Genomic DNA, 12691 nt, shown 5'->3' with positions numbered 1-12691 from the left:
CTCGTTGCCCGCCGGCCAGCCCGCCTTGGAGCAGCCCGGCGACGGACCGATGCTGCCGCTTTCGCGATGGCCTTGCGAAGCACGCGCCGGCCTGGTTGGCGTGTTCACCGACATCGACGACACGCTGACCACCGAAGGCGCGATCAGCCCCGACGCACTGCAATCGCTCGCCGACCTGAAGGCCGCGGGCTATCACCTCGTCGCCATCACCGGTCGGCCGGTGGGGTGGAGCGAACCGTTTGCCGCTTCATGGCCCGTGGATTCCATCGTCGCGGAAAACGGCGCGGTCGCGCTCGTGCGCTCGGTCGACGGCACGATCACCAAGCGCTACCAGCAGGACGCCATGACGCGAGCGCGCAACTTCGTGCGCATGCAGTCAGTGCTCGATCGCATCGAGCGCGAGATTCCCGGCGCGCAGCGAGCGACCGACTCGGTCGGGCGTGAATGCGACATCGCCGTCGATCACAGCGAGTTCGTGCAGCTCGACGATGCACGGATCGCCGCTGTCGTCGCCCTCATGAAGAGCGAAGGCATGCATGCCACGGTGAGCAGCATCCACGTCAACGGCTGGTACGGCGAGCACAACAAGCTGGAAGGCGCGCGATGGATCGTGCGCGAACTGTTTGGCCGTTCACTCGATGGCGAGATGAGCAGCTGGGCGTACGTGGGCGATTCGACCAACGATGCACTGATGTTCCAGCACTTCGAACACAGCATCGGCGTGGCCAATGTGCGCCGGTTCGAGGCGTCGCTGACGCACCTGCCGCGCTATGTCGCACCGAGCGAACGTGGCGCGGGCTTCGCCGAAGTCGCGGGCGCCATTCTTGAAAGCCGCGCGCCGCTCGACGCGCGTTGAGGACGATGGCGGGCGCGCGGGGCGTTCCGGCCACCGAGCGGGCCGTCGCCCGCGCTCCAGCGCATCACTCCTTGCGGAACACCCGCTCGCCGCCCACCCAGGTCTGCAGCACCTGCGTCTTCCACAGGTCGGCCGCCGGCGCCTTGAATGGGTCCTGGTCGACCAGGATGAAGTCGGCCCACTTGCCACGCTGCAATGAGCCCAGCACCTTCTCCTGGTGCTGCGCGTAAGCGGCATCGAGCGTGAAGGCGCGGAAGGCCTGGAGCAGGGTCATGGCCTCCTCGGGGTGCCAGCCCTGGGCGGGCTTGCCTTCGTGGTCGGTACGTGTCACGGCGGCGTGCAGGCCGTAGAACGGATTGGCCGACTCCACCGGGAAGTCAGACCCGCCCGCCACCACCGTTCCCTGCTGGAGGAAGGTGTGCCATGCGTAAGCGCCCTTCAGCCGCTCCTTGCCGATGCGGTCTTCTGCCATGTTCATGTCGCTGGTGGCGTGCGTGGGTTGCATGGAGGCGATCAGGTCCAGCGTCTTGAAGCGCGGAATGTCGGCCGGCGTCACCACCTGTGCGTGCTCGATGCGGTTGCGCAGGCCGCGCCCACCAACGTCCTTGTATGCCGCCTCGTAGGCATTGAGTATCTGGTGGTTGGCAGCATCGCCGATGGCATGCGTGTTGACCTGGTAGCCGGCCTTGAGCGCGATGCGCACCTTGCTGTTCATGGTCGCATCGTCCGACAGCAGCAAGCCCTTGTTCCCGTGGTCGTCCGAATAGGGCTCGAGCATGGCGGCGCCCCGGCTGCCCAGCGCGCCGTCGCCGCGCAGCTTGACCGCGCGCAGGTTGTAGCGGTCCTGCGCGTAGCCCTTGAGCGGACCCTTCGTGTTCAATGCGCCGAAGTCGTCGCCTACGTCGCTGATCATGGCGTAGACGCGCGTGGTCAGCTTCTTCTGGTCGGCGAACTCGCGGTAGATGCGCGCCTCGTCCACGCCGATGCCGGCGTCGCCGACGCTGGTGAGCCCGAGCGAGCCGAAGTGCGCAAGCGCAGTGCTCAGTGCCAGCCGGCGTTCGTCGTCGCTGGGCGCGGGAATGATGTTCGTGACCAGCAGCTGGGCCTTGTCCACCAGCACGCCGCTGGGATTGCCCGCGGCGTCGCGTTCGATGCGCCCGCCCGCCGGATCGGGCGTGTCGCGGGTGATGCCCGCGGCCTGCAACGCCTTGCTGTTGGCCCAGGTGGCATGGCCGTCGACGCGTCGCAATGTCATCGGCCGGTCGGCGACCGCGCTGTCGAGTTCAACCGCCGTGGGGAAGCGCCCGAGCTTCCAGATCACCTGGTTCCAACCGGAGCCCAGCAGCCATTGCCGGTTGGAATTGGCCTTGGCGTAGTCGCGGATTTTCGAGAGTGCCTCGTCGAGGTTCTGGGTGCCACCCATCAGCACCTCGTTGCGCCGAAAGCCCAGCCGGAATACGTGGCCGTGCACGTCGAACAGGCCGGGGAGCATCGTCTTGCCTTCGCCATCCACGAGCGTGGCGCCGCGGTAGCGCTTGACGAGTGCCGTGTCGTTGCCCGTCGCCAGCACCTTGCCTTTGTCGAAGGCCAGGCCGCTGAAGCTCACGAGCTTGTTGTTGGCAAGCGTGTAGCCCTGGACGTTGGTGACCACGGTGGGTGCGGCCATGGCCGCCGGGACGACAAGGATGCTCGTGGCAGCGCATGCCACGGCCATGACGGAAACGCGAAATCTCATTTTTTCCCCCTGATTGGTTTGAGTGGTGTCTCGTCGAACTTCATGTCCTGGTAGCGCACGTAGCGCGTCTTTCGCAGGACCTTGTAGCCCAGCCACAAGGTCAGAAAAATCGGAATGCCGATGTAGGTTGCGGTCACGCCCACCCAGTCGATGCGGTTGGCGGTGAAGGCGGCGTAGTTCTGCCCCAAGGTCACGACGAGGCACAGGCCGAAGGCGAAGATCGGGCCCCAGGGAAAGAAGGGCGAGCGGTACGGCAGCCGGTCCGGGTCGATGCCTTGCGCCTCCATGCCCCTGCGGAAGCGGTAGTGGCAGATCGCGATGCCGAGCCAGGCGACAAAGCCGGTCATGCCCGAGAGGTTGAGCAGCCACAGGTAGACCGACTGGCTCTCGAACAAGGAGGTGAGGAAGCACAGCGCACCGACTGCCGTGGTCGCGAACAGTGCGTTGATGGGCACGCCGTTGCGCGTGAGCTTCGCGAAGACCTTGGGCGCCCTGCCCTCCACACCCATGTTGAAGAGCATCCGCGTGGACGCGTACATGCCGGAGTTGCCGGCCGACAGCACCGCCGTCAGGATCACGGCGTTCATCAGCCCCGCCGCGAAGGCCAGGCCCGCGCGCTCGAAGACCAGCGTGAAGGGGCTCACGCCGACCTGCCCGATGTCGGTCTTGATGAGGTTCGGGTCGGTGTACGGGATGAGCACGCCGATGACCGCGATGGCCAGCACGTAGAACAGCAGGATGCGCCAGAACACCTGGCGCACCGCCTTCGGAATCTGCGTGGCCGGGTCGGCCGATTCGCCGGCGGCCACGCCGATCAGTTCCGTGCCCTGGAACGAAAAGCCGGCGATCAAGGCCACGCCGATCATCGCGGGCAGGCCGCCCACGAAAGGCGCGTCGCCGATGGTGAGGTTGTGCAGTCCCGGCGATGTTTCGCCGCGCAGCACGCCGAAGATCATCAACAGGCCCAGGATGATGAACCCGATCACTGTCACCACCTTGATGAGCGCGAACCAGAACTCGGCTTCGCCGAATCCCTTCACCGAGATGGCGTTGAGCAGGAACATGAGCCCCAGGAACAGCGCGCTCCACAGCACGCCGGAGCTGCCCGGAAACCAGTACTGCATCACCAGCTGCGCGGCCGCCAGTTCGACCGCGATGGTGACGGCCCAGTTGTACCAATAGTTCCAGCCCAGCGCGAAGCCGAAGCCCTCGTCCACGTACAGCGCGCCGTAGGTGGCGAAGGAGCCCGACACCGGCATGTACGCGGCCAGCTCGCCCAGGCTGGTCATGAGGAAATAGACCATCGCGCCGATCAGCAGGTAGGCCAGCAAGGCCCCGCCTGGGCCGGCCTGCGAAATGGTGGCGCCCGATGCGACGAACAGTCCCGTGCCGATGGAGCCGCCGATGGCGATCATCGTCAGGTGGCGGGCGCGCAGGACGCGATGCAGCGTGGGGGCGGGTTCGGTCGCGGAAGCGGCGGTTGCGGAAACGGCGGGCGCGCTGGCGCGCGGCGTGTGCTCAGGCATAGGGGTGTCGTCCCGTTCTGGTTGTCGTTATGTCTACGCGGATGCGCCTGTCGTGGCGCACTGGCGGTCCCTCCGGCCGTCAGCGCGCAAATGATAGAGCGGCCCGGTGGGCAAGCCGGCGCGTTGGCTGGTTTGGTGAGTGGGTCAGGCGCCCTGTGTTGCGCGGAGGTTCTCGCCCGGCAGAATCGCAGTGAGCGCCAGATTGACGTAGTAGTTGCCGCGGCGGCGAAGTTCTCCGAGTCGTTGATGAAGCGCTCCAGCCCACTCATCGGCGCCACAGTTTCGGCGGGGTCCTGCGGTGGGGTGTAGGCCGTGCGCCCCGCTCCGTCTTTCAGCGCCGTACCTGGGAGTTTGCGAAAGCCTGCGTTGTTGCGCTCCAGTTCGGCCTGGACCTGAACAAAATGATTCGCCGTGATCAGGCCGCTTGATCGGACCTGCTCGAATCCCACGCAACGCCTGGCGATAACGCAAGACTTCCTTCGTCGCCGGATTCGCGAAGGCCTCGGGCAACACATCGCCCTTGACCAATTCATCGTGCGTGGTGACGATGTTCTCAATCTCGGAACTGTGCTTGGCCTCTTGCAGGCCCAAGGTGTCGGTCAGGATTTCCTGGTTGGGAATTGCAGAGGCGATGCCCTTCAATTCCGCAGGCCGGCGACTCGCGCTGGCCAGCTTCTTGGGGGATCAAGGCGCGCCAAATCGGGCGGGATCCAGTTGATCAAGCGCGAGGATATGCACAGGAAATGCAAGCTTCCTTGCATATCGCCCGCGGCGTGTATAGAAAAATGCGTTTTCTATGCATATGGAAGCCTCGCCATCAATTCACGGGCTTCGCCAACCCCAGTTTCTCGATGATCACCTTCTCCCGCGCCACCGTGTCCTTGGCGAACTGGGAGTACTGCGCCGAGCTCTTGTAGTCGGGCAGCATGTCGTAGCGACCGAGCGCGGCGACGTAGCTCGGTTCCTCCATCGCCAGCTTGAAGGCGTCATGCAGCTTCTTCACCACCTCGGGCGGCGTGCCCTTGGGGGCGCCGATGCCGAAGGGCGAGTTCTGGACGACGTCGTAGCCCAGCTCCTTCAGCGTCGGCGCGTCGGGGAACTTGGCCAGGCGCTTCTCGCCCCAGGTGTTGAGCACGCGCAGCTTGCCGGCCTCGACCTGCGGCGCGAAGCCGGTGCTGTCGGCGGCGGCCATCAACTGGCCGCTGAGCACGGCCAGCGACAGGTCCGCGCTGCCCTTGTACGGCACGTGCTGCAGTTCGATGCCGGCCTTCTGCGCGACGATTTCGGTGGTGAGGTGCGGACTGGTCAGCGTGCCGGTGGAGCCGTAGGTGAGCTTGCCGGGGTTGGCCTTGGCATAGGCGACGAAGTCGGCCCAGGTCTTGAACGGGCTGCTGGCCGGCACGACGATGCCAAAGGCGTAGCCGGTGACGTTGATGACGTAGGTGATGTCCTTGATCGGGTCCCAGTTGATCTTGGTGGTGTAGCCGAGGCGGAACACGCCGAGCGGGATCTAGGCGATGGTGTAGCCGTCGGGCGCGGTGGTCTGCAAAGCCTGCGCGGGCAGGGTGCCGCCGGCGCCGGGCTTGTTGTCGATGATGACGGGCTGGCCGAGGATCCTGGAGGCGTTCTCGGCCAATTGCCGCATCGTGATGTCGGTCGGGCCGCCGGCCGGGAAGGCGATGATCAGCTTGACGGGCTTGGCCGGGAAGCCCTGCGCCCATGCGGCGAGCGGCGCGGCGGCGGAGAGGGCGACGAGCGCGGTGGCGCGAAGCAGGTGGGAACGGGTGAACATGGGGCAGGCCTCCTGGGCGATGTCGTTGGACGATGATGTCGAGCCGGGCATTGGGCCCGGTCAGGTGAAAGTCAGCAATCCGTGATGTCCCATGGGCGACCCTGCCGGGCCGTTCCGGGTTTCCAGGAAGGAAGTCATGCACACAGTGATCGTGTTGGGCGGCGGTTTTGCGCTGATGGCGGCGTGCCTGCTGCTGGGCCATGCGTGGGGGCACGGAATGGCCGGCGTGGTGGCGGGCGCGAAGGTGTTCGTCCCGCTCTGGCTCGCGGCTGCCTTCGTCAACATGTGGGTCGGGGTCAGCACCGCCGGCTACTCGTGGGGCGAGGAGCTCCCGATCTTCCTCGGCATCTTCGCGGTGCCCGCCATCGTGGCGGGGCTGCTGTGGTGGAAGCTTTGACCCGTCCGGCTCGGGCCGGCCATTGGGGTCTCTTCAGCCAGAAGGCGCGGACCGACTCATGATGTTCCGCGCGCCAAGACAGGCGCCAATGCGACGCCGGTGTGCGTGCCGATGCGCACCACCTCTTCCGGCGGCGCGGCGGCGACGATGCGGCCGCCGGCGTTGCCACCTTCAGGGCCGAGATCGATGATCCAGTCGGCCTCGGCGATCACGTCGAGGTCATGCTCGATCACCACCACGCTGTGGCCGCCGTTGACCAGGCGGTGCAGCACGTGGATGAGCTTCTCCACATCGGCCATGTGCAGGCCCACCGTCGGCTCGTCGAGCACGTAGAGCGTGTGCGGCGCCTTGTTGCCGCGGCGCGTGACGTCGTCACGCACCTTGCTGAGTTCGGTGACGAGCTTGATGCGTTGCGCCTCGCCGCCGCTCAGCGTGGGCGAGGGCTGGCCAAGCGTGAGGTAGCCCAGCCCCACATCCTTGAGCAACTGCAGCGGATGGCTGATGTTCGGCATGGCGGCGAAGAAGTCGACCGCCTCGTCGACCTCCATCTGCAGCACCTCGCCGATGCTCTTGCCGCGCCAGCTGACGGCCAATGTTTCGGGATTGAAGCGTGCGCCGTGGCAGACCTCGCAGGGCACCTTCACGTCGGGCAGGAAGCTCATCGCGATGGTGCGGATGCCGGCGCCGTCGCAGCCGGGGCAACGCCCTTCGCCGGTGTTGAAGCTGAAGCGTGCCGGGCCGTAGCCGCGCGCCTTCGCCTCCAGCGTGTCGGCGAAGAGCTTGCGGATGGTGTCCCAGAAGCCGATGTAGGTGGCGGGGCAACTGCGCGGGGTCTTGCCGATGGGGGTCTGGTCGACTTCGAGCACGCGGTCGATGGTGCTGTAGCCGTTCACCGACTTGCAGCCCGCCCACGCCGGGCGCTTGCCGGCATCGTCGTTGTCGCGGCCGGCCCTGGTCATGCGCTGCACGACGACCGCCTGCACGTTGGCGAGCAACACATCGCGCGCGAGCGTGGACTTGCCGGAGCCGCTGACGCCGGTGACGGCGACGAGGCGATGCAGCGGCAGCGTGGCGGTGATGTCCTGCAGGTTGTGCAGGTAGGCGCCATGGACGGTGAGCCATTTGTTGGCTCCCTCTCCCGCTGGCGGGAGAGGGTTGGGGTGCGGGTCTGCGGATGGCGCAGCAGCCTGTGCGGTGCTGCCCCTCACCCCTGCCCTCTCCCCGGCGGGGAGAGGGAGCAAGACAGCCCTGCGGGGTTGCAAGGGGTGCTTGATGGCGTCACGCAGGTAGCGGCCGGTCTGCGAATCGACGGCGGCCTGGATGTCGGCCACCGTTCCTTCGGCCACCAGCTTGCCGCCGCGCTTGCCGGCGCTCGGGCCGATGTCGATGATGTGATCGGCGCGGCGGATCGTGTCCTCGTCATGCTCCACGACGACGAGCGTGTTGCCCTTGTCGCCGAGCTTGTGCAACGCGTCGAGCAGGATCTGGTTGTCGCGCGCGTGCAGGCCGATGGTCGGCTCGTCGAGCACGTAGCAGACGCCTTGCAGGTTGCTGCCGAGCTGGGCGGCGAGCCGGATGCGCTGCGCTTCGCCGCCGCTCAACGTCGGTGCACCGCGGTCGAGCGTGAGATAGCCGAGGCCGACTTCTTCGAGGAATTCGAGGCGGCTCCTGATCTCGGGGACCAGGTCACGGGCGATCTCGGCATCGCGGCCGATGAGTTCGAGGCCTTCGAACCATTGGCGGATATCGGTGACGCTCATGCGGGCGAGTTCGGTGATGCCGATGCCTTGGAATGCACCCTCACCCCGGCCCTCTCCCGCAAGCGGGAGAGGGAGGAATACCGGCGCCCGCGCCGAAGCGACCTCCTCCCTCTCCCCTCTGGGGAGAGGGCCGGGGTGAGGGGCGGCCCCGCCCCCCGCGAACAGCACCGCGCGCGCCGTCGCATTCAACCGCGTGCCGGTGCATGTCGGGCAATCCACATCGCCCACGTCCTCTGCCTCAGGCTCCGCAAAGGTCTGCTCGCGCCCCTTCTGGTCGTCGGCCATGACCGAATCGTCGTAGACCTTGCGCTGGTCCTTGGTGAGCTTCACGCCGGTGCCCACGCAGTCAGGGCACCAGCCGTGCTTGCTGTTGTAGCTGAACAGGCGCGGGTCGAGTTCCGCGTAGCTGGTGCTGCAGACGGGGCAGGCGCGCAGCGTGGAGAACACCTGCACGCGGCCGATGCCGGTGGTCGGCGCGCCCGCCATCATCGCGGCCTTGAGGCCGGTGAGTTGGCTCAGCACATGCACCACGCCCTTGCCATGTTCGAGCGCGCGCGTGAGCGATTCGCGCAGCAGCGCCTCGTTCTCCGGCAGCACGTCGAGGCTGGCCACGGGCAGTTCGATGCTGTGCTCCTTGAAGCGGTCGATGCGCGGGAAGTTCAGCGTCGGCAGGAAGGCGCCGTCCACGCGCAGGTGGGTGTAGCCGCGCGGTCGCGCCCAATCGGCGAGTTCGGTGTAGACGCCCTTGCGGTTGCTCACCAGCGGCGCCAGCAGGCCGATGTGCTGGCCGCGGAAGGTCTTCAACAACTGCGCCGCAATGCTGTCCGGCGTCTGCGGCTGCACCGCGGCGCCATCGTGGATGCAATGCTGGATGCCGAGCTTGACGTAGAGCAGGCGCAGGAAGTGCCAGACCTCGGTGGTGGTGCCGACGGTGCTCTTGCGGCCGCCGCGCGAGAGGCGCTGCTCGATCGCGACCGTCGGCGGGATGCCGTAGACCGCATCGACCTCGGGCCGGCCCGCGGGCTGCACGATGCTGCGGGCGTAGGCGTTGAGCGATTCGAGGTAGCGGCGCTGGCCTTCGTTGAAGAGGATGTCGAAAGCGAGCGTGGACTTGCCGGAGCCGCTCACACCCGTGACCACGCTGAACTTGCCGCGCGGGATGTCGACCGTCAGGTTCTTGAGGTTGTGCTCTCGCGCGTTGACGATCTGGATGGCCCCCTCCCCTCTTGCTCCCTCTCCCGCGCCCGCCTTCTCCCGCTCGGAGGGGGCGCCATACCGCGCGGTAGGTTCGGCTGCGCGCAGGCGCGACGGCCCGATGGCCAGCTCATAGTCGCGCAAGGCCTCGCCGGTGAAGGTGCCCTTCATCTCGCGCACATGCTCAGGCGTTCCTTCGGCCACGACGCGGCCGCCACCCTCCCCGCCTTCGGGCCCCAGGTCGATGAGCCAGTCGCTCGCGCGGATCACATCGAGGTTGTGCTCGATCACGACCAGCGAGTGCCCGGCCTCGAGCAGCTTGCGCAACGCCCGCATCAGGCGCGCGATGTCATCGAAGTGCAGGCCGGTGGTCGGTTCGTCGAACAGGAACAAGGTGCCCTTGCGCGCCACTGCCTGCTTGCTCGAAGTCGCGTTCTTCGCAGCCTCGGCCAGGAAGCCCGCGAGCTTGAGGCGCTGCGCCTCGCCGCCCGAAAGCGTCGGCACGGGCTGGCCCAGCTTCACATAGTCCAGGCCGACATCGACGATGGGTTGCAGCATGCGCAGCACATCGCGGTCTTCCACGAACACCTGCGCCGCCTCGGCCACGGTGAGTTCGAGCACGTCCGCCACATTGAGCGTCTTGCCGGCGCGCTCGATCGTCACCTCCAGGATCTCCGGCCGGTAGCGCTGGCCATCGCAGTCGGGGCAGCGCAGGTACACGTCGCTCAGGAACTGCATCTCCACATGCTCGAAGCCGGAGCCGCCGCAGGTCGGGCAGCGCCCATCGCCGCTGTTGAAGCTGAACTTGCTGGCGGTGTAGCCGCGTTGCCTGGACAGGCCCGCGGTCGCGAAGATCTCGCGCACCGCGTCCCAGGCGCCGACATAGCTCGCCGGGTTGGAGCGCGCGGTCTTGCCGATGGGCGACTGGTCGACGAAGACCACGTCGCTCAGGTAGTCCGCGCCGAGCAGGCGGTCGTGCGCGCCCGGCGTCTCGGTCTGCTTGCCGAAGTGACGCATCAGTGCCGGCGCCAGCACGTCCTGGATCAAGGTCGACTTGCCGGAGCCGCTGACGCCAGTGACCACGACGAGCCGATGCAGCGGTATCTCGACCGTCACGTCCTGCAGGTTGTGCTCGCGCGCGCCTTCGAGGATCAGGCGGTGCGTGTTCTCGCTCACGAGGCGCTTGAAGCCCATGCCGATCTGCTTGCGGCCGCCGAGGTAGGCGCCGGTGAGCGTGTCGGCATTGCGCAGCGCATCGACCGTGCCGTCGAACACCACCTGTCCGCCACGCACGCCGGGCCCCGGGCCCATGTCGATGACGCGGTCGGCCGCGAGCATCACGGCCGGGTCGTGCTCGACCACGACCAGCGTGTTGCCCGCATCGCGCAGGCGCAGCATGGCCTCGGTGATGCGGCTCATGTCGCGCGGGTGCAGGCCGATGCTGGGCTCGTCCAGCACGAACAGCGTGTTGACCAGCGAAGTGCCGAGCGCGGTCGTGAGGTTGATGCGCTGAACTTCGCCGCCGGAGAGCGTGCGGCTCTGGCGGTCGAGCGTGAGGTAGCCGATGCCGACGTCGTGCAGGTAGCGCAGGCGGGTGGTGATTTCGTCGAAGAGGAGTTTGAGGGCTTGCAACTCGCCCTCACCCCGGCCCTCTCCCGCGGGCGGGAGAGGGAGGAGATTCGTCCGAGCCCCTTCCCCGCGCGCGGGAGAAGGCAATTCACTCCCTCTCCCGCTTGCGGGAGAGGGTTGGGGTGAGGGTCTCTCTCCGCTTGCAACCTGCCGATCAAAGAACCGCCGCAGCCGCTCGATCGACAGCAGCATCAAGTCATGCAGGCAAAGCCCCGGCAGCGCCTCCAGCTGCGCACGCGACCACTTCACGCCCACCGGCATGAAGCGCTTCTCCGGCGGCAGCACCGCGTCGGCATCTTCCTTGCTGCCGATGCGCCACAGCAGGCTTTCCAGCTTGAGCCGCGCACCCGCGCACACCGGGCACGGCGTGTAGCTGCGGTACTTCGACAAGAGCACGCGGATGTGCATCTTGTAGGCCTTGCTCTCCAGGTAGCCGAAGAAGCGCCTGATGCCGTACCACTGCTGGTTCCACTTGCCCTTGTAGTTGGGCGAGCCTTCGATGACCCAGTCCTTCTGTTCTTGCGTGAGCTTGGCCCAGGGCGTGTCGCGCGGGACGCCGGCGGCTTCCGCGTGGCGCATGAGGTCGTCCTGCGCCTCCTTCCATGCGGGCGTCTGGATCGTCTTGATCGCGCCGGCGCGCAGCGTGAGCTTGTCGTTGGGAATCACGAGCCCGAGGTCGACACCGATCACGCGGCCGAAGCCGCGGCAGGTTTCGCAGGCGCCGACGGCCGAGTTGAACGAGAACATCGACGGCAGCGGGTCGCCGTAGCGGATGTCGCTCTCGGGGCAGTGCAGGCCGGTGGAGAACTTCCACGCCTCGGGCGTGCCTGCCGCCCGCACGCTCGCCGCCGCCTGTGCTTCGCTACCCTCCGCGGGGCGCCCTTCGTCCGCCGCCAGCGCATAGACCGTGAGCCGCCCGCTGCCACGCTTCAACGCCACTTCGATCGCCTCGATCACGCGCGCCCGTTCCGCACCCGCCATGCGGAAGCGATCCGCCACCACGTCGAGCACCTTGCGCGGCCCGGTCGGCGTGGCGACCTCGCGCTCGCCGTGCACGCGCGTGAAGCCGCTGGCGGACAGCCATTGCGTCACTTCCTCCGCGCTGGTCGTCGCCGGCAGCTCCACCGGAAAGGTCAGCACCACGCGCGGGTCGCCCGCGTCCTTCGCGCGCTCGACCAGCGCCGAGTAGATCGAATCGGGCGAGTCATGCCGCACCTGCAAGGCCGTCTCGCGGTCGAACAACTCGGCGGCCCGTGCGAACAGCAGCTTCAGGTGGTCGTTCAGCTCCGTCATCGTGCCCACGGTGGAGCGCGAGGAACGCACCGGGTTGGTCTGGTCGATGGCGATCGCGGGCGGCACGCCCTCGACCTTGTCCACCGCCGGCTTGTCCATGCGATCGAGGAACTGGCGCGCGTAGGCCGAGAAGGTCTCGACATACCGACGCTGCCCTTCCGCGTACAGCGTGTCGAACACCAGGCTGGACTTGCCGGAGCCGCTCGGGCCGGTGACCACCGTCATCTCGCCCGTGCGGATGTCGATGTCGATGTTCTGGAGGTTGTGCTGGCGTGCGCCGCGAATCCGGATGGAGCCCTGTGTCATGCGTGCCTTGGGTGTGGGGCAAACATTCTAGGGAGCACACTGCGACCCCGCCGTGGCAGGGTCTTGCGCTTGCATCCGTCGGCCGCCACGCCGTTTGACCTGCATATCCAGGCGCCTGCACGGGCCGGTCCTGTGACGAACACCGCCCACACCAAACACTGGATATTCCAACCTGAAGCACCATGTAGGGTGTTCGTTCAACT

General features: G+C 67.1%; 6 protein-coding genes and 1 pseudogene. 2 read left to right on the top strand and 5 right to left on the bottom strand.

Going from position 1 to position 12691, the window contains the following annotated elements; genetic code table 11:
• The first annotated feature begins 49 nt into the window (after nt 1-49).
• The gene (locus HCU76_RS30190; protein ID WP_218511315.1) at nt 50-856 is read left to right on the top strand and encodes an HAD-IIB family hydrolase; all 807 of its coding nucleotides are present in this window, start codon (nt 50-52) and stop codon (nt 854-856) included.
• A 64-nt stretch (nt 857-920) separates the two neighbouring features.
• Here HCU76_RS30190 and HCU76_RS30185 read toward each other — a convergent pair whose 3' ends face one another.
• From HCU76_RS30185 to HCU76_RS30170, 4 genes and pseudogenes are all read right to left on the bottom strand, one after another.
• The gene (locus HCU76_RS30185; RefSeq protein WP_371319930.1) at nt 921-2570 is read right to left on the bottom strand and encodes an amidohydrolase; all 1650 of its coding nucleotides are present in this window, start codon (nt 2568-2570) and stop codon (nt 921-923) included.
• A 17-nt stretch (nt 2571-2587) separates the two neighbouring features.
• A complete protein-coding gene (locus HCU76_RS30180; RefSeq protein WP_218511299.1) occupies nt 2588-4117 on the bottom strand; it encodes an amino acid permease in 1530 nt (509 codons plus the stop codon).
• A gap of 144 nt (nt 4118-4261) precedes the next feature.
• Nucleotides 4262-4759, bottom strand: a complete 498-nt coding sequence (locus tag HCU76_RS36910; RefSeq protein ID WP_256354584.1) for a Fic/DOC family N-terminal domain-containing protein — start codon at nt 4757-4759, stop codon at nt 4262-4264.
• A gap of 175 nt (nt 4760-4934) precedes the next feature.
• Nucleotides 4935-5909 (bottom strand): annotated as a pseudogene (locus tag HCU76_RS30170) (tripartite tricarboxylate transporter substrate binding protein).
• Nucleotides 5910-6045: 136 nt separating this feature from the next.
• Here HCU76_RS30170 and HCU76_RS30165 point away from each other — a divergent pair.
• The gene (locus HCU76_RS30165) at nt 6046-6306 is read left to right on the top strand and encodes a hypothetical protein (RefSeq protein ID WP_218511298.1); all 261 of its coding nucleotides are present in this window, start codon (nt 6046-6048) and stop codon (nt 6304-6306) included.
• 56 nt (nt 6307-6362) lie between these two features.
• Here HCU76_RS30165 and uvrA read toward each other — a convergent pair whose 3' ends face one another.
• Nucleotides 6363-12488, bottom strand: a complete 6126-nt coding sequence (uvrA, locus tag HCU76_RS30160) for an excinuclease ABC subunit UvrA (RefSeq protein WP_218511297.1) — start codon at nt 12486-12488, stop codon at nt 6363-6365.
• Nucleotides 12489-12691 lie beyond the last annotated feature (203 nt).

The sequence above is a fragment of the Variovorax sp. dw_308 genome (assembly GCF_019207085.1).
Classification (GTDB): Bacteria; Pseudomonadota; Gammaproteobacteria; order Burkholderiales; family Burkholderiaceae_C; genus Variovorax.
Note: the sequence above shows the minus strand (reverse complement) of the source record. Positions and strands in the feature narration are given on the sequence as shown.